General features: G+C 38.2%; 17 protein-coding genes. 15 read left to right on the plus strand and 2 right to left on the minus strand.

Annotated elements, in window-relative coordinates:
* The first annotated feature begins 2 nt into the window (after positions 1 to 2).
* From LYZ37_RS00680 to LYZ37_RS00740, 13 genes are all read left to right on the plus strand, one after another.
* Positions 3 to 1373, plus strand: coding sequence for a phenylacetate--CoA ligase family protein (locus tag LYZ37_RS00680; protein ID WP_272786099.1), 1371 nt, complete (start codon positions 3 to 5; stop codon positions 1371 to 1373).
* Entirely contained in the window at positions 1370 to 2917 is a 1548-nt protein-coding gene (locus LYZ37_RS00685; protein ID WP_272786100.1) for a hypothetical protein, read from the plus strand. Before LYZ37_RS00680 ends, LYZ37_RS00685 begins: the two co-directional genes overlap by 4 nt.
* The gene (locus tag LYZ37_RS00690) at positions 2907 to 4097 is read left to right on the plus strand and encodes a glycosyltransferase (protein ID WP_272786101.1); all 1191 of its coding nucleotides are present in this window, start codon (positions 2907 to 2909) and stop codon (positions 4095 to 4097) included. The genes LYZ37_RS00685 and LYZ37_RS00690 overlap by 11 nt, the downstream gene beginning before the upstream one ends.
* A 1-nt stretch (position 4098) precedes the next feature.
* Positions 4099 to 5064 (plus strand): glycosyltransferase family 4 protein, encoded by a 966-nt coding sequence (locus tag LYZ37_RS00695; protein ID WP_272786102.1) that lies wholly within the window; start codon positions 4099 to 4101, stop codon positions 5062 to 5064.
* Positions 5061 to 7022, plus strand: coding sequence for a glycoside hydrolase family 99-like domain-containing protein (locus tag LYZ37_RS00700; RefSeq protein WP_272786103.1), 1962 nt, complete (start codon positions 5061 to 5063; stop codon positions 7020 to 7022). The genes LYZ37_RS00695 and LYZ37_RS00700 overlap by 4 nt, the downstream gene beginning before the upstream one ends.
* A gap of 52 nt (positions 7023 to 7074) precedes the next feature.
* On the plus strand, positions 7075 to 8925 hold the full coding sequence (locus LYZ37_RS00705; protein ID WP_272786104.1) for a glycosyltransferase: 1851 nt from the start codon (positions 7075 to 7077) through the stop codon (positions 8923 to 8925).
* A gap of 6 nt (positions 8926 to 8931) precedes the next feature.
* Positions 8932 to 9972, plus strand: coding sequence for a glycosyltransferase (locus LYZ37_RS00710; protein ID WP_272786106.1), 1041 nt, complete (start codon positions 8932 to 8934; stop codon positions 9970 to 9972).
* Between the two features lie 169 nt (positions 9973 to 10141).
* Positions 10142 to 11587, plus strand: coding sequence for a mannose-1-phosphate guanylyltransferase/mannose-6-phosphate isomerase (locus LYZ37_RS00715; protein WP_272786107.1), 1446 nt, complete (start codon positions 10142 to 10144; stop codon positions 11585 to 11587).
* Positions 11587 to 13011, plus strand: a complete 1425-nt coding sequence (locus LYZ37_RS00720) for a phosphomannomutase (protein ID WP_272786108.1) — start codon at positions 11587 to 11589, stop codon at positions 13009 to 13011. Before LYZ37_RS00715 ends, LYZ37_RS00720 begins: the two co-directional genes overlap by 1 nt.
* A gap of 446 nt (positions 13012 to 13457) precedes the next feature.
* A complete protein-coding gene (locus tag LYZ37_RS00725) occupies positions 13458 to 14600 on the plus strand; it encodes a glycosyltransferase (RefSeq protein ID WP_272786109.1) in 1143 nt (380 codons plus the stop codon).
* 159 nt (positions 14601 to 14759) lie between these two features.
* Positions 14760 to 15587 (plus strand): hypothetical protein, encoded by an 828-nt coding sequence (locus tag LYZ37_RS00730; protein ID WP_272786110.1) that lies wholly within the window; start codon positions 14760 to 14762, stop codon positions 15585 to 15587.
* A gap of 2 nt (positions 15588 to 15589) precedes the next feature.
* Positions 15590 to 16282 carry an SDR family NAD(P)-dependent oxidoreductase gene (locus tag LYZ37_RS00735; protein WP_272786111.1) on the plus strand — a complete coding sequence of 231 codons (693 nt, stop codon included), beginning with the start codon at positions 15590 to 15592 and terminating at the stop codon, positions 16280 to 16282.
* Entirely contained in the window at positions 16233 to 18371 is a 2139-nt protein-coding gene (locus LYZ37_RS00740; RefSeq protein ID WP_272786112.1) for a glycosyltransferase, read from the plus strand. The genes LYZ37_RS00735 and LYZ37_RS00740 overlap by 50 nt, the downstream gene beginning before the upstream one ends.
* 495 nt (positions 18372 to 18866) lie before the next feature.
* Here the strand turns inward: LYZ37_RS00740 and wecB are convergent, their stop codons facing one another.
* Positions 18867 to 20039: a non-hydrolyzing UDP-N-acetylglucosamine 2-epimerase gene (gene wecB / locus LYZ37_RS00745; RefSeq protein WP_272786113.1), complete on the minus strand. Its 1173-nt coding sequence runs from the start codon at positions 20037 to 20039 to the stop codon at positions 18867 to 18869.
* 265 nt (positions 20040 to 20304) lie between these two features.
* The gene (locus LYZ37_RS00750; RefSeq protein WP_272786114.1) at positions 20305 to 22173 is read right to left on the minus strand and encodes a polysaccharide biosynthesis protein; all 1869 of its coding nucleotides are present in this window, start codon (positions 22171 to 22173) and stop codon (positions 20305 to 20307) included.
* A gap of 143 nt (positions 22174 to 22316) precedes the next feature.
* Between LYZ37_RS00750 and LYZ37_RS00755 the strand changes: the two genes are divergently transcribed.
* Positions 22317 to 23267 (plus strand): UDP-glucose 4-epimerase family protein, encoded by a 951-nt coding sequence (locus LYZ37_RS00755; protein WP_272786115.1) that lies wholly within the window; start codon positions 22317 to 22319, stop codon positions 23265 to 23267.
* Positions 23268 to 23383: 116 nt separating this feature from the next.
* Positions 23384 to 23929 carry a sugar transferase gene (locus LYZ37_RS00760; RefSeq protein ID WP_272787129.1) on the plus strand — a complete coding sequence of 182 codons (546 nt, stop codon included), beginning with the start codon at positions 23384 to 23386 and terminating at the stop codon, positions 23927 to 23929.
* The last annotated feature ends 19 nt before the right edge of the window (positions 23930 to 23948 follow it).

Raw genomic sequence — 23948 nt, forward strand, 5'->3', positions numbered from 1 at the left:
AAATGAAGAGAGATAGCTTTATATTAAAAGCTTCGGAATATGGGTTTTCTAGACCTCCATTAAGTTTCTTAAAAGGTATGGCAAGTGCGTATTTGGCTTATCCAATAGCAGAGAAATTGGAAAAAAGGAATGTTACGAAAAAGCTAAGAGAAATGGAGTGTTATTACAAACTGTCTTTTATCGAAAGAGAGAGCATTCTTAGAAAGAATTTATTTAATACTCTAAGCTTTGCAAAAGAAAATGTTCCATATTATAGAGACTTATTCAAAAAAGTTTCATTTTGCCCTGAAAGTATCAATAAAGATATCAAGTATTTAAACGATGTTCCGTTTTTAACTAAAGATATAATCAGAGAGCAAGGGCCGCGACTTTTATCTAACCCTCTAGAGCAGATTAGACACCACGTTTGTAAAACAGGCGGTTCTACAGGTTTGTCATGTTTTATATACTATGATCAATATGCGGCAGACTATTCTTCAGCAGTAACGCTCTTTTCGAGAGCTAGTATTGGCAACACAAAATCTAAATCTGAATTACACTTTGCTTGTAGGTTTCTCGGTGAAGAGCAGCCTGACTGGCCAAATAGGGAGGATTTCAAGTGTTTTGCAATGAACCGAAGCAATATTTTCTTTTCTTCGCTAGACGAAATTGGCTTAGACGAAATTATTCGAACTTTGAAGAATAGAAGGCCGCACTTAATCCACGCGCACCCCTCAACTATATATTCTTTAGCTTGCTACATTGAAAGAAAACACAAGAGTATGCACCTTTTCGATGTATTTGAATCTAGTGGTGAACTACTAGAAGATTATATGCGAGATAAAATTCAGAAAGTTTTATGCTGTAAAGTGATCAATAGGTATGGGCTGGCTGAATTAGGGGTGATGGCTTATCAGTTTGAGGGGCGCTCTGATATGTTTGTTTATGATTCCGAGGGATACCCTGAAAGTTTTAGGCACGACAATAACCGAAATGAGCTTGTATTTACAGGTTTTCGTAATAGATTAATGCCTTTAATTAGGTATAGGACGGGAGATCTTGCTACCGTAGAAAAGAGGCCTGATGGTTTTTATTTGGCTAATGTAACCGGGCGCATTCACGATGTAGTTATACTTAATGGTAAAGAGTTTCCAACTCATCATATTCAGGATGTTTTAGATCATAGAGTTGGTGGAATTCAAGAGTTTCAGATCGATACGCGAAGCGCAAAACCAATTCTTCGATTAGTGCTGGAATTGACAGCTAACCGAGATGAAACCAAAGCTAAAATAGAGCATTATTGGCCAAACGCTTTTGATATTCAGTTTGTAGGCCATGATGACTTTATTCGTGTCGGACATCGCTCCAAATTCAGACATGTGGTTGATAGATGATAGGTGTAAAAAATACAGGCTCTAACGCCTTTAAATATGTAGTGAGTGCCTTGGTGCGCTCATTCACTAATTCCCAAGTAGTTGAGATCGATAAGCTTACTGATGAGCTTGGAGTGTTAGTACTAATCTCTCCGGACAATGGAGAGCTTAAGGAGGCAATGGCTACTAACAATATTCAGAAGATTGTCGTGTTTGGTACCTTACCCGAGGAATATTCAACTAAACTTGGCTTTGAATATAGATCTTGGCCAAGTGGTAATTGGCCAGATGCACCTACAGCAGAGACATACCAATATTCTGAAAGTCCAGCTAAAATAAACTACGTAAAGAATATAGATACCAATTTTTCGCCTATTGAAAGCAGAGCAATGGAACGCTTTGACTTTACAGACGAGTGGAATAATTTAGGTTTTGGTGCAGTTCGTCATCGAGGCGATATATGGTCACTATCTGCTCCTATCCATTTTGATAGTCAATATACAGTCGCAAATGTAGATGATGGGGGGGCAACTATCTGCACATACAGCGCATTAGTAGATTGTAGTGATAAATCTATATTGTGGTTCAATAGAGAAGTTGGTCCTCTGGACTCGTATGAGTGGCAGCTTGTAGAGATTTTTTTGTCATCCTATAAAGCATCGGCATTAATTTGCTATCCAGCGTTGCTAGAACTGCCTCAAGGGCATGATGCTGTGGTGACTATGCGGTTAGATTGTGATGAAGATATTGAGTCCAGTCGGGATCTTTGGAATGCTTATTGCGAAGAAAAGATCCCATTTTCACTCGCGGTTCATACAAGTAATTTGAATGACACAAGACACTTCGCCTTAATGCAAGAAGTTCAGCAAGGCGGAGGCGCGATCCTATCTCATACCGCCACCCACGCTCCTAACTGGGGAGGGACATATGAGAGTGCATTATCGGAAGCAAAAGTTTCCGCTCAGCTAATCGAAAATGTAATCAAAGAACCAGTTCAGTATGCTGTATCTCCATTCCATCATACTCCAATATATGCGCTTCAGGCTCTGAGCGATGCTGGCTATCTTGGATGTATTGGAGGGATTATTAAGAATGACCCAGAGTTTCTCACTTTTAATGGTGGGAACTTACCAGATCTTCCAAATACTTTTATTGCCCATTCTCAACAAGTGATGTTGCATGGAGATTGCCTTTTAAAGGATGGTGGAGACCCCATTAGAATATACAAAGAAGCATTCGATCTTGCTAAAAGCAGTTACACCATGTTTGGATATCTTGATCACCCTTTTTCAGAAAGATATCAATATGGGTGGGCTAGTGAAGAGCAGCGCGTGAAAGTCCATATTAAGTTAATAGAATACATACGAATGAACTCTACTTCACCTTGTTTTTTAAACGAAGTTCAAGCGATGGAATTCATTCAAGATAAAGCTAAAACTCTTGTGAGCACTCGAAATAATGAGCCTGTTATATATCTTGAGGCCGGGTACCATAAGGTTAGCCCTCTAGTACCAAAGTTATTGTATAAAGGAATTGTAAAAGAGGTCGCTTTTAGTGAAAGCTAGTGAAACCACAATAATACTTTTTTCTACTGCAGACTGGAGTGAACCATACTGGACTAACAAGCAGCATATGGCGCAGACTTTGACCTCTCTTGGTTATTCAGTAGTCTATGTGGAGAGTGTAGGTATACGCTCTCCAAAACTCAATAGCTCCAAAGATATAAAGCGCATCGTTAATCGAGTTGTTAGTGGGCTCAAGACAGTTTTTTTCGGAGGGAAGAGAGAGAAAGGCAACTTTGCTGTTTTATCGCCACTGGTTATTCCTAACCCTAACAACCATCAATTTCTTTCAAAGGTGAATAACACTCTTTTATCCTTTTTGGTCAATCGTGAAGTCAAGGCGTTTAAATTACCCAATATAATAACATGGACATATCATCCTTATATTCTAGATTTGTTAGAAACATTTGATAGTCAAAAAGTTATTTATCATTGTGTTGATGATCTGTCTCAAATTCCTGGGATTGATGAACTAAGCTTTAAGCAGCAAGAGGAACGCTTTCTTCCGGTTTGTGATACGGTATTTGTTACCACTAGAGCCTTAGAGGAAAGGTGTTCAGTATATAACAACTCAGTTCACTACCACGGGAACGTTGTAGATTTTAACCATTTTGCGTATCCAAAAAAAATATCTAATCCAATGCTAGAGTCAATTTCAAGTAACTCAAAGCGTAAGGTTGTATACCATGGCGTTTTATCTGACTTTAAAGTCGACTTTTCTCTATTTTATGATATAGCGCTTAATGCTCCTGAGTATGATTTTTATATCATTGGGCAAGAAAGGGAAGGGCAACGGAATCGTACGCTTCAAAGCATAGCATCATTATCTAATGTTCATCATATTGGATATGTATCTTATGAAGAGCTACCTTCATTCTTGAGCCATATGGACGTGGCTTTACTACCATCACAAATCAATGAATACACGCACTCAATGTTTCCGATGAAATTTTATGAGTATGTTGCAGCAAGGCTTCCAGTGATATCTACTCCACTGGGGTTTACTGAATATACTAAAAATGAAGCTTTAAGTGTTGCTTCCACTGCAAGTGATTTTACTATATTGATTGAACAGCATATTAAAAATGGGAAGCTTGACCAAGTTGTTTCTGAGAGTATTGTCGGTGAGAATACATGGTTAGGTAGGACGAATAAAATGCTAAGTGTTTTGAGGGAAGAGTAAGATGAAAGTTCTCTTTATTACATACCCAATGGCATTTCACACCCCCGGAGGTGGAGAAATTCAGTTATTGGCTTATAAAAGAACGCTAGAAAAAAAAGGTATTCAGGTCGATTTGTTTAATCCATGGGAGCCCAATTTCTTAGATTATGATGTCGTGCATTACTTTTCGTGTGTCGGTGGCTCAATTCATATTTGTAACTTTATAAAAACGCTGGGTATTCCTCTTGTTATTACATCTAGCCTTTGGGTTACAGAGGAAAGTAAACACTTATATCCAGTGGATGAAATTCGACATCAACTTTCTATGGCAGATGCTATTGTCACAAATTCAGATGCAGAGAGCGATGAGTTATCAAATGTATTGGATTTAGAGAGGGCTAAATTCAAGACAGTGTATAATGGGATAGATGATGTTTTTTTTGAGGAAGTCGATGGGAGCCTATTCAAAGATAAGTTTGATATTCAAGATGATTTTGTATTGAACGTAGGAAATATTGAGTCGAGAAAAAATCAGCTTAATCTCGTCAAAGCAATGCATCGAATACCGAATATAAAACTAGTGTTGATAGGGCATGTTAGAGACTCTGGTTATTTCGAGCTTGTAAAGAGCAGCGCGCTTCCGAGTCAGCTTATTTATCTTGGCCCACTTGAGTCTGATTCAGAGTTATTAAGAGCGGCTTACAAAGCCGCTTCAGTTTTTTGTTTGCCAAGTACATTGGAAACGCCAGGGCTTGCAGCACTAGAAGCCATGTCTTTAAGCTGCCCGTCCAGTGTTACCAAGATTGGTGCGACAAGAGAATATTTTGGGGAAAACATAGCTAATATAGACCCTAATGATATTGCTAGTATTAGTGATTCTATAATTAATCGTTTGAATATTGGTAATAACGAATGTGTCTCCGTCGAAAAATTTAGGTGGGATACGGTTGTAGATGACCTTATAGAAGTTTATAAGAGTGTTTTATGAAAAAAGAATTAACGAATGAAGAATTGAAAGAGGCTTTACAAGCTGGTTTTACCCAGGCTCAGGGAGTGAAAGGTTGGAATGTAGACTATGTACCAAAGGCTGAAGAAAAATTCTCACATGAAGAAATGGATGTAAAAGCCATTGCGTATTATTTACCGCAGTTTCACCCTATTGAAGAGAATAATAAATGGTGGGGGAAGGGTTTTACTGAGTGGACTAATGTTACAAAAGCGGTTCCCCAGTTTCTAGGCCACTATCAGCCGCGACTACCAGGAGAGTTTGGTTTCTATGACCTGAGGTTAGCTGATAATATTCGCGAGCAAGCAAAATTGGCAAGACACTATGGCATATATGGGTTCTGTATACATCATTATTGGTTTGATGGTCATAGGTTGTTGGAAACCCCCGTGAATCTTCTTCTAGAAAACAAAGACATTGATATCAATTTTTGTCTCTGTTGGGCAAATGAGAACTGGTCACGTCGTTGGGATGGATTGGATAATGATGTGCTTATTAGCCAAAATCATAGCGATGATGATGATATCGCCTTTATAGAATCGCTCTTTGAAGCGTTCAGAGACCCTAGGTATATTAGAGTTGAAAACAAGCCTGTCCTAGTTTTGTATAGAGCTACTTTGTTGCCAGATGCGAAGAAAACTGTAGAGCGATGGAGAGAAAGAGCGCTTGCTGAAGGTTTTGATGGAATTTATGTTGTAGCGGCTAAGTCGTTTGATATTGAGTCACCTGTAGAATTTGGTTGTGATGCTGCTGTTGAATTTCCTCCACATAAACTCAACCCTAAGATAGTTACGGAAGAACAAGTAATCTTGAATCCTGACTATGAAGGTACTGTATATTGTTATAAAGACGCCGTTAAAAATGCGAAGGCACTAGAACAAGGAAATTATACTAACTTTCGCTGTGTAATGCCTTCTTGGGATAATGAAGCAAGAAAGCCAGGAAAAGGTGTGTCTTTTGTCAATAATACTCCAGAAGAATACGAGGGTTGGTTGGATTTTGCTTGTAAAGAAGCTCAGAAGAATGGAAATGAAGAAAAATTTGTTTTTATTAATGCTTGGAATGAGTGGGCAGAAGGGACGCACTTAGAGCCTTGTAGACGACATGGTTACAGGCATCTTCACATCACAGCGAATACTATTAGGAATAATACCAGTTACCACGATTTCGTAAATAGTGTGAGTGAATTAAATAGTAGCTTTGTTCAGAAGAGTGAGTATGCTCTAATAGTTCATCTATATTATGAAGAATTACTAGAAGAGATAATTGGTAAGGTAAACGAAAATAAAGTTAAACCGGATTTATTTATTACTTTACCAAAATGGACTAAAAAAGCTACGCTGGAAAAAATTCATGAATCAAAGCTTAATTGTTACATACTGCCAGTTGATAATAGAGGTAGGGATATCAAGCCCTTTTTAGAGGCTTACTCTTTAATTCGTGACAAGTTTAACTACAAGGCTTGTTGTAAATTGCATACAAAAAAATCTCTGCATCGTGTTGATGGCGATACATGGAGAAGCAACCTATATTCAACACTTCTAAATTTTGATCAGATGTCTGAACAATTTGCTTCGAATGATAATTTGAAGTTTGCTGCGCCTAGTGATTCTATTCTCGACCTTTCGGTAGAGGCATATAATCTTGGGAATCGAGTTTGGCTTGAAAAGGTATTGTTAGCTTTAGGTTATGAGCAGTACTTAGATAATTATGCTTTTGATTTTTGTGCAGGCTCAATGTTTTGGTTTAAGCCGAGTTCATTAGTTTCTTTGAATAATTTAGAGAAATTTTACGATAGTTTTGAGCCAGAACTCGGACAATTAGACGGCACTTTGGCTCATTCTTTAGAGCGCTTATTCCTTTTAATTGCCACAAAATCAGATAAAGACCAGTTGCTTTTATTGGAAGCTAGCGAAACTTATATTGAACAGTTAGGTTGACTTATAAACTCTGGGTCATGTAAATGATCCAGTTATAATTATTAGGTATCTTATGCAAAGTATTCTTAATTATAAATCTGATGATGGTAAATTGCCTATTCCTGAATTTATGCGTTTTCTTGTCAAGTTTAGAGCGGATCTAAGGATTTACGATGATATGACCCTTGAGGATAGGCTTTGCTTATTATTTTGGTGGCAAGTTTATGGCAGTCATCTATATTCAAGTGTCGAGTGGAATATAGACGACGACTCAGATTTTATCAATTATATTAGATCGTTACGTGCAGGAGAGCTTATAGGAAAGTATCCTAAATTGGTCTTAGCTTGGATGAGATTCCCCTCTAACGGTGGGTTGTTGGTGTCAAAGGAGTCTGAGTTATTTGAAAGTCTTGTTGAAGATTCAACAGGGGTCCCTTGCTTTTTTTCTCTTATTTTTAAATTCAGACCCGACTTGGTGACATTGTCTAGCAATGACTTTAATTCAAAGTGCTCGTTACTTCGCTGGTGGTTTGACTATGGAGTATCTGAATACGTAAGAATGAAAGATGCTGTAAATTCGAAGCAAATATTTGGAATGTTTGATCTTGAAGAACCGTTCAATGAGCTGTCACTTCTTAAACTTGTTTACTCTCAACGAGATGATCTGAAAGAGGCTTTCCCAGACTATAATCTAAATTACACCTCTTTATTAAACTGGTGGAAAGAATACGGTGTTCGTGAATATAAAGTAGTTATCGACTTACTTAACGCCACATCAATCGAGACGGAAAAAACACTAAAGAGTAATGGTGTAAATGTTATAGGGTTTCATAAAGGTGTACTTGGTTTGGGTGAGGATGCTAGATTATCTTGCGCCGCGATACGTGATTCCGGTCGTCAAGTCGCAGCAATTACACCTCCTATTGCCGGACCAAGTAGTATTTTGGATTTAGCTCCAGAGTATATTGATACTAACCATAAATTATTCGATGTTAGTTTGTTTTGCCTCCCTCCTACTGAGATGTTCAGATTGGCTATAGAGGGAGGAAGTGAGTTATTACGTGGAAATGATTACAAAATAGGATTTTGGCCGTGGGAATTACCCGTATGGCCGAAAGATATGGAGTTGATATCTGATTTTGTAGACGAGGTGTGGGCTCAAAGTGAATATGTAAAGAGCTGTTTTGAAAGAATCGAAGGCTTGAAAGTTAAGAAAATGCCTATGGTTGTAGAGGTCCCCAAACCATCCCCACAAGCTTTATGTAGAGATAAATACAAGATTCACGATGATGCTTTTGTTTGCTTTATTATGTTTGATGGAAATTCTTGGCTTACTAGGAAAAACCCTGTAGCGGCAGTAAAGGCATATATTAATGCATTCGTTAGTGATGACTTAGAGAGTAAAACTAAGTTAGTCATAAAAACAATGAACTTGAATCATGATGATGTGAATTGGTTAGAAGTAATAAAACTAATTTCCGGGCGAAATGATGTGATCATCATTGATGAAGTCATGAGTAGACAGGAAACTGTTAATTTAATTAATGCGTGCGATTGCTATATATCATTACACCGTAGTGAAGGTTTTGGACGAATCATCGCTGAAGCAATGTTGCTTGGGAAATCTGTTGTAGTAAGTGACTTTTCTGGCAGTCAAGATTTTTGTAATGAAAATAATAGTTACTTAGTTGAAGGGAAATTAGTCGGCTTGAAAAGGGGAGACTATATCTTCGATGAAGGGCAATTTTGGTTTGATGCAAGTATAGATTCAGCGATTGAGCAACTAAGAATTGTTCATTCCGATGCTATATTACGTGAGAGAAAAGTTAAAGCAGCAAAAGAGTTTATCCAGAAAAAATACTCTTACAATAGTGCAGCTTCTTTTATTCACAATCGCCTTGATACTTTGTCAGAGGATCGTTAGGTATTCATGAAGTTACTCATATATGCTCCAGATATACACAAATTTGACGCTGTAGGTGAGCACTGTATTAGTTTGTTTAAGCTTTTCAAAAGTAATGGGGTTAATGTTTCTATTTTTTCAAAAAATAGTAGTTATGACTGTGGTGATATAGAGGTTTTACATAGCGATAATATGAAGAGCCACTGTTCTGATGAGTCTGTTATTATTTTTGCATATTCCATTTATGACAGCTTTTTAGATGAAATTATTCGTTTTGATGGTAAGAAGATCTGTTATTTTCACAATATAACAGATCCTCTAGTTGTCAAGGATTTAGACCCTAAAACAAAAGATCTATGTAAAAAAGGGTTTGAACAATTAGGTAGATTAACTGATGTTGACTACATCGTTTGTAATTCTAAATTTACCCTTTCCTTAGTTAAAAAGTTTAATAAGCATGTATCTGTATCTCCTCCCTTAGGTCCCGATTTTCTGAGTGAGTTAGATAGCGTTGAAATTCGGCCTGTAAATGATAAGGTCAAACTCGTCTATATTGGTCGAGTTTCTCCCCATAAAAACCTAGAGTGCTTATTAGATATATTAGTAACTCTCAAAGTTAACTATAAAATGAACGCTAGTTTAGAGATATATGGAGATACAATAAACCAAGAATACTTCGAAAAAATAATCAACCTTGCATATGAAAAGGGAATTATTAATGATGTCGCTTTTTTTGGGAAGGTTAGACGTCAGTTTATAACGGATGCAATTGACTGTTCGGATTTTATAGTGACTTCTAGTTTACATGAAGGCTTTTGTCTACCAATGTTGGAGGCTATGTATGCTCACAGAATTCCATTAACCATTTCAGGTACTGCGGCTGAGGAGGTAGTTGGAGATGAGCGCTTGGTGTTCTCTGGTGCAGAGAGAGCCGCAGATATCATTTATACGCTTTCGCACAACAATGATTTGAGAACAAGTATTATTCTCGAGCTAAAGGAACGGGCAAAGAGAATTATTTCTAATACTTCATCGCAATTTTGGGATTCGATCTTAGAAAGAATTTAACCATGTTATAGACGAAGCAAGTAGACAGTAGATTAGTAAACAGCGTATTACAAATATGTTTGCTTTCAATCATACACTATTAATTTAACGTTGCCGAAAAATTGTAGGTTCATTTCTTAACTGTCTAAACCTATGATTTTTAGTTGAATGGCTAGATAGGAGATTTATTATGTTAGTTCCCGTCATTATGGCTGGTGGTACTGGGAGTCGCTTGTGGCCGCTATCGCGTGACCTTTACCCTAAGCAATTTTTAAAGATTGCGGGTGAGCAATCAATGCTTCAACAGACTTGTGCCCGTTTGCAAGGTCTTGAACATCACCCCACACTATTAATTTGTAACGAAGAGCATCGTTTTATCGCAGCGGAGCAGATGCGCTCGGGTGGATTCAATCACTCTGGTATTATTCTGGAGCCCGTAGGTCGCAATACAGCACCTGCGATTGCTCTCGCCGCACTTCAGGCATTGAAGCAGGCGGAGCAAAGCGGTTGTAGCACTGAGCCTTTACTATTAGTTTTGGCTGCAGATCATCTGATAGAAGATAGATTGGCTTTTCAATCCGCAGTTAACACGGCAATGCCATTTGCGGAATCTAATCAATTAGTGACTTTTGGCATAGTACCAACAGTGGCTGAAACAGGGTATGGCTATATAAAGCGTGGTGCATCACACGGTGAATCAGCGTTCAAGGTTGACAGCTTCGTCGAAAAACCAGATTTGTCTACGGCAGAAGCTTACTTGGATTCGGGCGAGTATTATTGGAATAGTGGTATGTTTATGTTCAAAGCGACGCGATATATTGCAGAACTTGAAAAGCATAATCCAGCTATGCTTAAGGCTTGTGAAAAAGCAATGGCCGAAACACAACCCGACTTGGATTTTATCCGCGTTGATAAAGAAGCCTTTTCTGCATGTCCCTCAGATTCAGTTGATTATGCAGTGATGGAACCAGTATGCGCTTCCAATGATTCGGGTAGATTGGTAGTAATTCCTATGGATGCCGGTTGGAGCGATGTAGGTTCGTGGTCGGCATTATGGGATGTATCTGATAAAGACGAGCAAAACAACGTACACAAAGGTGATGTTTTAGCAGTTAATTCAAACAATAATTATGTACAATCAGAAAATAAGCTTGTTGCTACAGTTGGCGTGAGTAATTTAGTTGTAGTTGAAACAAAAGATGCAATATTGGTTGCGGATAAATCACAGGTGCAGGAAGTTAAAGCAATAGTTCAGCAGCTTAAAATCGCCGATCGTAGTGAGTATAGAATTCACCGCGAAGTTTATCGCCCTTGGGGAAAATATGATTCAATTGACTTTGGCTCGCGTGACCAAGTTAAGCGGATTACTGTCAATCCGGGTCAAAAACTGTCTATTCAGAAACATTACCATCGAGCTGAACATTGGATTGTTGTATCTGGAACTGCCCGCGTGACTAATGGCGACGAAGTACTTTTGGTTACTGAAGATCAATCAACGTACATCCCTTTGGGTACTATTCATGCTCTTGAAAATCCAGGGAAAATACCTTTGGAAATGATCGAAGTTCAGACAGGGTCTTATCTCGGTGAAGATGATATAGTGAGATTCGAAGATCGTTATGGGAGAGTTGATTAATGTTAACTAGCTCCCAAGTAATTGAAGATAGTGGCGTTGTCTTTGGCACTAGTGGCGCACGTGGTTTAGTCGAACAGTTTACTCCAGACGTGTGTGGTGCTTTTACCCATGCATTTATACAAACTATGCAAGGACAGGTTAAATTTCGCTCCGTTGCAATCGGTATTGATAACCGACCAAGCAGCCCCTTGATGGCTCAAGCCTGCATTAAAGCTCTAAGTCAGTTAGGTATAGAGGCGGACTATTATGGGGTTGTTCCTACCCCAGCATTAGCGTATGTAGCTATGCAAGATAATATTCCTTGCATAATGGTTACGGGAAGTCATATTCCGTTTGAACGCAATGGTCTAAAATTTTATCGACCAGATGGAGAGATTAGCAAAGCTGATGAACAAGCTATTGTTACTGCTAACGCGCAGTTCGCTCCATTAGATGATTTGCCACAGTTAGTCGTGAACCCAAATGCTGCTAACAAGTATATTGAACGCTATACAAACTTATTTAGTGATGATCTTCTAAGAGGTAAACGCATAGGGATATACGAGCATTCAAGTGCGGGTAGAGATTTGTATGCCACTTTATTTGCTAGCCTTGGTGCTAATGTTATATCGCTAGAACGTAGTGATGAATTTGTACCGATTGATACTGAAGCAGTATCTGAAACTGATAAAGGTAAAGCAAAAAACTGGTCAAAGCAATATAACTTAGATGCTATTTTTTCAACCGATGGAGATGGAGACCGCCCATTGGTTGCCGATGAACATGGAGAATGGTTACGTGGCGATATTCTAGGTTTACTGTGTTCACAAGTAATTGGTATTGAAGCTATCGTGGTTCCTGTTAGCTGCAATAGCATAATAGATGCTGGTGTCGGGTTTAGTCGTGTAGAACGCACCAAGATTGGCTCTCCTTATGTCATAGCTGAATTTGAGGTGTTAAAGGGTTGTTACCAATCAGTTGCGGGCTTTGAGGCGAATGGCGGCTACCTGCTAGGCAGTGATGTCTTGATTAACAACAATACGCTAAAGGCCTTACCAACACGGGATGCGGTGCTACCGGCTTTGATATTAATGTCAGCAGCAAAGGATAAGGGAATTTCACAATTGGTCAGCGCATTACCTAATCGCGTGACATATAGTGATCGGATTCAAAACTTTGCAACCGAGCGAAGTCAACGCATTATAAATCAAGGTATAGAGGATCCTCGGAGATTGCTAGATCAATTGGGCTTTAGGGATTTTGATGTTTTCCACGTGAACACAACTGACGGATTGCGCATAACATCATCAGATGACAGTATTATCCACCTTCGTGCTTCGGGTAATGCGCCAGAGCTTCGCTGCTATGCTGAAGCTGATAGCCTAGATAAAGCGCGCATGTATGTAGACACGAGTCTGCAAAAAATCTGCGATATAGAGCGTTAAGTATACGATAGAAGGAAGTTTAAGCGTCCATGTAGACCTAAATTTACATGGACCTATTTATAATGAGCGGTTAATGCTCAATCCCACCTTCCATTTAGCTGCAGTGTATGTGAACCTCTGTTGTTCGAAGTTTTTCTACCTCTATTCTTTAGTAAGCATTCTCTAGTTATCACAAACTACGAAATTTGCTAAAACACCATTCTTTAAACTCCTCGTGATTATATGAGTTGTGGGTCATATTAGTAGAACAATGCTCTAAGAAGCTCATCTAGTACAAAAATTTACCCCTATCCTTAGCTCAAATAGCCTCTTTCACTGTAGTGCTTGACTATATTCTTTGGTGAGAAAATGTTAGATTATGCACACCATATTGTACCGTTAAAGGGATAGTCGCTTTCATCCTCCTTTAACAAAATAAATTTCTCTGCCAGCCTTAAAAGATCAAAATGTATATTGAGAATAAACTAAAGGTTTTACACGTTTACAGAACGTACTTCCCTGATCCTCCCGGAGGTCTTCAGGAAGCGATTAAGCAAATATGTTTAAGTGTGCTACCTCTGGGTGTAGAGTCAAAGGTCTTCACACTCTCTCCTAAGCCCTACCCTAGTTCAGTTCATTTAGATGAGGGGGAGGTTATACGAGAAAAGTCGCTCATTAGTGTTGCATCTTGTGATATTGGCGGCTGGCAAAGCTTTAAGAAATTTAGAGAATTAGTTGAATGGTGCGATATCGTACAGCTCCACTTTCCTTGGCCGTTTGTTGACCTATTAAACCTTGTGATACCTAAAGATAAGCCAACTATAATGACCTATCACTCTGATATTGTGCGTCAAAAAATCTTAGGCAATATTTATCGGCCTTTGATGCATAAAACATTAAGTAGTGTGGATCGTATTGTTGCGACATCTCAAAACTATGTTGATTCAAGTGCAGTTCTTAGCAGGGAAGAGTATAAAACTAAGATCGAAGTCGCTCCTTTATGCTTAAAGGATAATTCAACAGCGTTTACTTCGCAGTACCAAGACGAAACTCTTTCTAAGTTTGGGCTAAAGAAAAAAAACTATGTCTTAGCTCTGGGTGTACTTCGTTATTACAAAGGTTTTCATACTTTGGTTGAAGCGGCTGTAAATCTAGATACAACCGTTGTTATTGCAGGCTCTGGCCCTGAATCAAAATCGTTAATGTCTTTAGCAGAAAAGCTAAGTTTAACGAATGTAGTGTTTACGGGGCAGTTAGAAGAAGACGAAAAACATGTGCTCATCCAAAATTCGATTTTGTTAACATTACCTTCTCATCTGCGTTCAGAAGCGTTTGGTGTTGTACTTGTAGAAGCTTTGATGCACTCCAAGCCTCTGGTGACATGCGAAATAGGAACAGGAACATCCTATGTGAATCAACATGGAGAGACAGGGTTGGTTGTTGAGCCGGAAAATCCTGCTGCACTCAGTAAGGCGATTAATGATATCCTTGGAAATAGTGATATGCAGCTTGAATTTAGCCAAAATGCACGTAAACGATTTGATAGTACATTTTCGGATAAGGTAGTGTGTGATAAGTATATGAGAATATATAAATCATTGTTACGTTAATGAATATTTATCTATATATGCGTTATTGAAATATACGCTAGATTATATTTTTATTGATATGATTGTATAAGATACATTGAGGTTATGGGTTGGACTTGTATTGCCCAAGTATATATTACATATTAAACTGGTCCGCTTTTTTATAAATAGGTAATTAATATGAAAGATATTGTTGTTTTATTTTTGATTTATACTGATAAACATCTTAATGATGGTATGTCAGAAATAAATAAAATATTAGGCAGAATGTTTGGTTCTTTCAATGCCAATTATGTCATTATCGACAATGCTAATTCTATAGAAGAAAATTCTAATAATAACCAACACTTTATACATGGCGATAATTCTTGTTTTGACTTTTCTGGATGGGATAAAGGGTATAGTTTTGCTAAAGAACAAGGTCTGATAAAAAGTGATTCAATTATTTTATTTGCAAACGACACATTTTTTCAGAGGAACTATGCTGATGGTGAAAACTTCTTGGATGTCTTTGATTCTAATATTATTCAGGGCAAAGATTTAGACGAATCAGCTATTGGGTATTTAGATGATTTCCCTAAAATGGTCACACTCGATGGTATCGAATATGATTCGTGGATAAGAAGTAATATATTTTTCATTCCACAAAAAGTGATGAAAAAACTTGGAACAATGGTTTTTGATTTTCCAAAAACTAGAATATTCTCTGATGATATCAAAAAGTTTTGGAGTGATGACCCCTTAATATCAGATAATTGGAAGGCGTACATTTCTAGCTGGCTTTTTGGTGTGGAAGATGAACAATTCCCTGAATACAAGTTGAATTGGCTCAAATCTCGACCGTTAGATGAGAGTAACTGGTTGTTTTTTCAAAGCAAGGCAATGACGATCTTATCTGAACACTACCTGACCGCTCGACTTTTTGATATGAAAGTTCCTATTATAGATACAAACGTTTTTCCTAAGGATGACCTACGACATATAAAAGATTATTACAAGGCGCAGTGATTATGAATAGTGTTTTAATTACAGGGGCATTTCGAGGTCTTGGAAGGTCGTTGACACAAGTTTTTCTATCTAAAAACTACAAGGTCATTGCTTGTGGTAGAAGTAGGGATAATGAAATAAAACATGAAAATCTGACTTTCTTAGAATTGGATTTAACAGATAATGAATCTATTTCGAGAGCGACTGAGCTGATCGAGAGTAAAAGCATCAATGTTGATATTTTAATTAATAATGCAGGTGTTTATCTTGAGAAGGAGTATGAGGAAACTTCTCCAATTGATATCGATTTTGAGTTGATTGAGAAAAGCATGCAGGTTAATTTTTATGCGCCCATGAAATTAATGCAGTCCGTGTGCAAGGTAATGAAGGAAAATCGAATTGGTAAAGTTGTAAACGTTTCTTCTGCTTGGGGGTCATATAGTCTTTCAGAACAACTTGAAGACTATGGTAAATCATTTGCTTACAGAATTTCCAAGCAGTCTTTAAACTATACAACCTTATTGCTTGCTGATGAGTTGAAAGACTATGAATTGATCGATGTGGTAGCATTTTGCCCAGGGTGGATGCGCACTGATATGGGAGGTGAAGATGGTCCGAAAAATCCTTTAGAATCAGCACAAGAAATCTTTGAACTGGCAACCTCTCATGTTGGAAGTGGCAAATTTTATAAAGGAAAAGAAAAAATTGACTGGTAAAGTTAAGTACTCAATAATTGTGCCATGCTATAACGAAGAGCATTATATTTCCAATATTTTAAAGTCCTTAGAATTGACTAAATACGATGTCGATAAGTTTGAAGTTATTGTGTCGTTAAATAATTGTAAGGATAGAACTGAAGAGGTTGTCTGTAATTATAAGTCAACGTCTAAAATGAATATCAGAGTAGTGCATGAGCGTACACCAGGTGTTTCTTATGCAAGAAATTTTGGAGCCAAATGTGCGGTTGGCGATTATTATATTTTCCTTGATGCTGATAATATAGTCCAAAAGTCTTTCTTCAGAGATGTAGATGATTTTTCTTCGGACCCTAACTTTTCTGTTGCCACAATTAAAACTATGCCCGATAGAAATAGCCTAAGAGGTTTTTTCTTCTTTTTCTTGCTGGAGTGGATAAAGGTAACTTTTCAAAAACCTTTTGGGAAAAGTATTATACGAAAAGATATATTTGAAGAAATCAAAGGGTTTGATACAGATATTAAACTTGGAGAAAATATTGACGTTCTTTTGAAAGCTAAGAGGGCGAGTAAGCAGAATGGCGGAATATACCAACATTTAAGTAACTCTATATACTGCTCATTAAGACGATTTGATGAGCAAGGGTATACAAAGATTGCGTTACCTTGGTTGGTGGCCTATCTAGGGGTGAAAACATTAGACTACAAGACTTTCTCTGAGATCGAAAAAGTTGATGTTAAACGCCGTAAATGGATACTTGATTCGCTTCCCGTTAGATACTTTCACTCATATTTATTGTATCCAGTGTTAGAGAAATTAGAAAATCGTAGTATTTCATCGAAATTGAATTGTTTCTCAGAGTTTGAAGAAGCTTTAGGTGCGAGGCGTGATGAAATCGTAAAGCAAAAACTTTATACGGTCTTAAAAGAAGCAGGTGAACATGTTCCTTATTATAGGCGACTATTTAAGGAATATAACTTCAAAGCGGAGGATATTCTAAAGGATATACGGAATATCGAGAAGCTACCTTATTTAACGAAAGATATAGTTCAGCGAGAAGGCAAGAACCTTATCGATGTTAGATATCAGAGTAATACCTTACATAAACGAAAAACAAGTGGTTCTTCAGGTGTTTCGACGTCGATTTACTATTCTCAAGAGGCGCTAGATTGGAGTTCTGCTTCTCATTTATATGTGAGCTCTTGGTCCGGAAAAAAACCTCATATGAAGGAAATACATCTATCAACTAAGTTCCCTGAGTCATTGCCTCTTCAAGAACGAATTAGAGAGAACGTAAAATGTAAAGCTCTTAATCGTGCCAACATAACGACACATTCTTTTGATGATGTAGATATGGAGCACATACTCAGAAGAATAACAGAAGAGAACGCTTATAGTATTGAAGGCCACCCTTCTACATTATATGCTTTGGCTCTCTATATCAAAAATAAGAACTTATTGTTTTCCAAGCCACCGTTTGATGTATTTGTATCTACAGGTGAAGTTCTTGACAGTAAGAAACGCGATGTGATTAAAAAGTATATTGGTTGTAGTATATACAATCGATATGGTAATGCTGAATTTGGTGTTATTGCACATGAAAGAGAGTGCTGTAATCAGTCTTTGAAAGTCATAGATAACATGGTGCTTCCTGAGTTATACAGTAGTGAACGCGACAATAGCGAACATTCCTCTTTAGGAAAAAGTGAACTTGTCTTGAGCACCTTAACGAATAATGCGATGCCTCTTATTCGATACCGGACAGGTGATTTGGTTGAGAGTTTAGTTAAGAACGACAATGGTTACCTAATTACTAATATTGAAGGTAGAGTTCACGATTTGGTTAATATTGGAAGTAAAATATATCCTACTCATTATATTCAGGATCTCTTTGGCAGACTAGGTGATATTACCGAGTTTCAGATTGAAGCTGTTGATGATAGCAAGATCAATCTTTATATAGTGGCACCTAATGTTGATGAACATCAAACAATAAGGTCAAAAGTCGAAAAGTGGTGGAATGAGTCAGTAGAGGTTCATTTTGTTCAACTCCATCAACTAAAGAAATCAGGGTGGCGTGATAAATTTAGATACGTTATCAGGCAATAAAAAGTATAAACATATGCTCAAGGGTGTACTTTAGTCTAGGTTAGTGTTTTCTCTAGCAAGGAATTTAATGTAGAATCAAGGATGATTTTTGATTCATTATTATATTTGTTTACTATTTAAATTCTTTGTAAATTGACGATCATTATCCTCTGGCGTACTTGTTATCTTCCTAGCAAAAGGCTTATATCGAATTAAGTATGCATTATATGCAGGTGTTTCCCACTAGATCTTGAATTAGGTTTTTATTCCGAAGTACGTTGCTTCATGCGACTCGCTTTGATTTCTAGTTTAAGCACCGAGACGACACGCTATTTCTTTTGTGTGCCCCGTGTTATTTAAGTCAAATAACGATTAACTCTTGAAGAGTGATTTTTCAAAGTATAAAACAAGGCCGATTGTGAAGTTGGATTTATTTTTGCAAGCAACATGCTTCATTGACGATCATGCTGATAATAAGTGAATTTCGGCCTCGTTAAGTTGATTGTCACCGTACATTCATTTAGCGTTTGTAATATGCTGATAGAGTAAATTAGATATTTTTTTTGAAGCAGTACCATCACCATATGGGTTATGTGCTTCACTCATTGTAGTATATGTTTTTTGGTCTTCTAATAATAAAGATACATTTTCGACGATAGATTTTTTGCTCGTACCTACTAGTTTAACTGTTCCTGCTTTTACGGCTTCAGGTCTTTCGGTTGTATCGCGCATAACAAGTACTGGCTTACCTAATGAGGGGGCCTCTTCTTGAATGCCACCTGAGTCAGTTAGAATTATAGATGATTGAGTCATGAGATAAACAAAAGGGCGATAGTCTTGTGGCTCGATTAAGAACACATTCGCTATATCTCCCAAATGCTCCTTAACCACGGATTGGACATTGGGGTTCATATGCACAGGGTAAACAAAATGAACTGTTGGGTGTCTGTGAGCGAGTTGAGCAATAGCGGAGCAAATGTTAATAAACCCTATGCCAAAATTCTCTCTTCTATGTCCAGTGATAAGGACCATCTTTTCACTAACAATATTTGAAAATTTATCAGAAAGTAGTTTGTGTTCATCATCATTACTCTCAATGCTTTTTTTGGTCATTAGCAGTGCGTCAATAACAGTATTTCCTGTTATAAAGCATTGACTAGAATGTATATTTTCACGGATGAGGTTATCCTTAGCTTGCTTTGTTGGAGCAAAGTGAAGATCTGCTATTGCTCCGGTAATGCGCCTATTTCCTTCTTCTGGCCAGGGAGACAATAGGTTTCCTGTGCGTAAGCCAGCTTCGACATGAGCTATTTTGACCTGGTGATAGTATGCAGATAATGAGGCAGCGCTAGTAGTTGAGGTATCCCCATGTACTAGAACATAATCTGGACGAAAAGACTCAAATGTTTGCTCCAATCCTAAAACTATAGCGGAGGTTATTTGAGACAAACTTTGGTTAGTGCTCATTACATTCAGGTCGAAGTCTGGAGTAATATTAAAAAGATTCAGTACCTGATCTAGCATTTCTCGGTGCTGCCCAGTTACGCAAACTCTACTCTCAAAGCGTTTGTCGGCCTCAAGCTGCTTAATTACTGGAGCCATCTTTATTGCTTCGGGGCGCGTGCCGAAGATAGATAAGATTCTGATTTTTCTAAGATTAGTCATTTTATCGCTAGTATTGTTTTGCATACGTAAGCCTTAAGGTAGTGAGTGGTACGAGCTTTATATCAGGCTATTATCTGAACTTTGGCGTTAAAAAGTGTTGAATTAATCATTTCACTTGCTTTCAAACGATATCAAATAAAAATTCTCATTTATTAATTGATTCATATAAAGTCTATGTGATTGACTGGTAAGCGGTTTTAGTGCTAGGGAGTCTCAAGAGTAAGCAATTTTGTATTGCGTTATCTTGAAAGTCTCTATTGAGAGCTTAAAGAAAAATATTTATTACTTTTTATTTTGCATTTGGTCGATAGCCTAGCGGAGCTTTTAATAATATATGTTTTATCCGTTTCACATTAAACTCATGGCAACATTCATTGAGCTCAAATAAGAGCTCCTCCATTTGAGTCCAACTGAGTTTTGCTTCTCTCGCTGTCATGATCTTCTGATGGCCAGTTCCTTCAACATTGTCTCCAATCAATAGTTCTTCATAAAGCTTTTCTCCAGGCCTTAATCCAGTAAATTTGATCTCAATATCTTCCTCTTGATCACTTCCCTCACTGTAACTTCGCATTCCCATTAAGTGGATCATTCTTTTTGCCAAATCGAGGATTTTCACTGGTTCCCCCATATCTAGAACAAAGACTTGACCATTATGACCTAGAGCGCTTGCTTGAATAACTAGTTGAGCTGCTTCAGGTATAAGCATGAAGTATCGAATGATATCAGGGTGTGTAACTGTAACCGGCCCTCCACAGCGTATTTGTTTTTTAAATAGTGGGACTACTGAGCCAGATGAATCAAGGACATTTCCGAACCGAACCATAGTAAATGTCGTACCTGTTTGCTTATCAGCCAGCGCTTGTAATACTAATTCTGCCAACCGTTTACTGGCCCCCATTATATTAGTTGGTCTTACGGCCTTATCTGTCGAAACTAGCGTAAAGTTGTCGACGCCACTGGAAATTGCAGCATTCGCACACGCAAGGGTGCCAAATACATTGTTCCGAATCCCTTCTATGATATTATTCTCAACCAACGGTACGTGCTTATAGGCAGCTGCATGGTAGACAGTCTCAACTTGATGAGTTTGCATTAATTTAGTTAAGCGATTTTCTTTTTGCACAGAACCTAAGGCTGAAACTAGCTCGGTTTTTAGGTTGAGGTTGTTTTTGATTGCGTTGAGTTCATGATCAATTTTATACAAGTTGTATTCATTGAGTTCGAATAACACCAGCTTTCTAGGCTTCTGAATCAAGATTTGGCGACTTAGTTCTGAACCAATTGAGCCGCCAGCTCCAGTCACCATTACACACTTGTCAGAAATGTTTTTCTCTAATAGCTTTTTGTCTGGGTCAACTGGTGCGCGACCGAGCAAGTCAGCGACATCTAGGTCCTTAACGTCTGTCGGACTGCCTTTTCCTGCTGCAATATCTTCAACTGAAGGCACTGACTGAACTTCTATCGGCCAGTTAGATAGTTTCTCTACTAAGCGCAGGCGTCGACCTTTGTTAATGTTGTTGATGGCTAGTAGCAATTTGACAGGCTGGTACAGGGATTGTAACTGGGAAAACTCGTCAGGATGGAAAACGCGAATACCAAACATGACTTGACCTGATTTAGACTTGTCATCATCAAGCATTGCTACTGGATGATATTCATCCCCTTGTATCAGAGCATACGCTAGATCTCTTCCGGTCGCACCAGCACCGTAAATTAACACGTTTGGCTTTTGGCGTTTGTAATAGTGGTAATAGATACTTCTAACAAGGATGCGAGGTCCCCCTAGGGTCAAAATTGCTAGACCTGCATATATAAATGGAACGCTTCTAGGGATAAAAGAGTGAAAAAAGAACCCACTAAGAGCAAGTGTTAGAGCTGATAAGAATACACCCAAAAAGATGTGTCCAACAGCTGGTAACATCATATATCTAAGTACCGCTCTGTACATACCTAGCTTAATAAAGCTATAAATAGTAACGAAGAGTGTCACTAACAAGCTAAAAAACTCATCTAATCCAACTTGAAAACTAGCTGTTCCTAGCCTCAGTGCAATGGCAAGGTACAACGAAAAAATGACAGCGATGATGTCATAACCAATGCTGATTAATCGTTTGTTTTTTCTATTTGTGTTTAGAAGAAGCCTGATCGGAGTGAACATATGCGTAAATAAAACCAGTGAGTGATTATCTTATGTTATTGTCGCCCGTATTTTAGAAAGCTTTAATGTTAATAGCTAGAAGAAAGCTGTATCATTTTTCTAAAGTATGAATGCAGATGTGTGATAGGCGAAGAGAGTAGGTATTGAAACTATTAGTTACAGGTAGTTCGGGGTTTGTTGGAGGTAGACTTGTTGAGCGGTGCGTCAATAACCAATGGGGAGTATGCTCAGTCTCTAGAATTAGGCCTCGAGGTGACAACCTTCCAAACACTTTTATCGTAAATAACATTGATGGTGATACCGATTGGTCTGGTGCATTCGAAAATGTAAACTGTGTGGTCCACTGTGCAGCCCGAGTTCATAAGATGAATGAGTCTAAAATGGACGCTTTGGAAGCCTACAGAGAGATCAATACGGCAGGTACGCTGAACTTAGCTAAGCAAGCAGTTACAGCAGGGATAAAGCGTTTCGTCTATGTCAGTTCGATCAAAGTTAATGGTGAATTTACTAAACCAAAACAACCATTCAGCCCAAGTTTGACTTATTTACCAGATGATCCTTATGGTCTGAGTAAGTATGAAGCGGAAACTCAACTTCACCAGTTAGCTAAAGAAACTGGGCTGGAGGTTGTTATTATCCGCCCTCCGTTAGTCTATGGGCCGGGTGTGAAAGCTAACTTTCTCTCAATGATACGTTGGGTGGAGAAAGGTATTCCGTTGCCGCTGGGTTCAATATATAACCTTCGAAGTCTGGTGTATATTGATAACTTGGTCGATCTTATTTTGACGTGTTGCAGTCACCCCAAAGCTATTGGTGAGACTTTCTTAGTATCTGATGACAAGGATATATCTACCACTCAGTTGCTAAATGCAGTCTCTGTAGCGATGGGTAAAAGCTCCCGCTTGTTGCCTATTCCTATGTCTTTTATTAGTTTCTCAGCCAGTCTTATTGGTATGCCGGAGATATCGAAGCGACTATGTGGTAGCCTACAAGTAGATATTTCTCATACCAAGAATACGTTAACTTGGGCGCCTCCTGTTACTTTTGAAGAAGGTATCAAAAGAACAGTCCAAGCTTATTTAGATTCCAGATAGCTCGCAATCGTTCCTAGAATAACGAGCTTAGGGCTCTTTGCTTTTCTTCATCATTCAGAACAGAGAAGATCGAGCATTATTCAGAATCTCTGTTGAGTTTATTAAAAGGTTTTAAGTTGATTCGTGTAATAGATTTTTTTGCCGCTTTCTTTGGCTTACTTTTTCTGTGGCCTGTTTTTGTAGTGATTTGCGTGTTGGGTTACTTCGATACAGGGTCGCCTGTTTTTAGGCAAACTCGAGTGGGTCGAAATCAACAGCCTTTTACTCTTGTGAAATTCCGTACTATGCCAATCGAAACTAAGTCTGTAGCCACTCATCTGGTAGGTGCTAGTTCAGTGACAAAACTTGGAGGGTTTCTTCGCAAGACAAAGTTAGATGAGTTGCCTCAGTTGTGGAATGTGCTAATAGGAGAAATGAGTTTAGTTGGTCCTCGCCCATGCTTGTTCAATCAAGAAGAGTTGATTAAAGAGCGAGAAGGCCGAGGAGTATTTAAGGTGCGTCCTGGCATTACAGGGCTTGCTCAAGTGAATGAAATTGATATGTCCACTCCTCAGGTTCTTGCTGAATGGGATGAACAAATGATTAGAACATTAACGCTTAAAGGCTACTTTGCTTACATTTTGCAAACAGTATTAGGAAAAGGAGCAGGGGATCGTGTGTAGCAATAGGTATGCTCTCAAG

It is taken from the genome of Vibrio tubiashii, from assembly GCF_028551255.1.
Classification (GTDB): Bacteria; Pseudomonadota; Gammaproteobacteria; order Enterobacterales; family Vibrionaceae; genus Vibrio; species Vibrio tubiashii_B.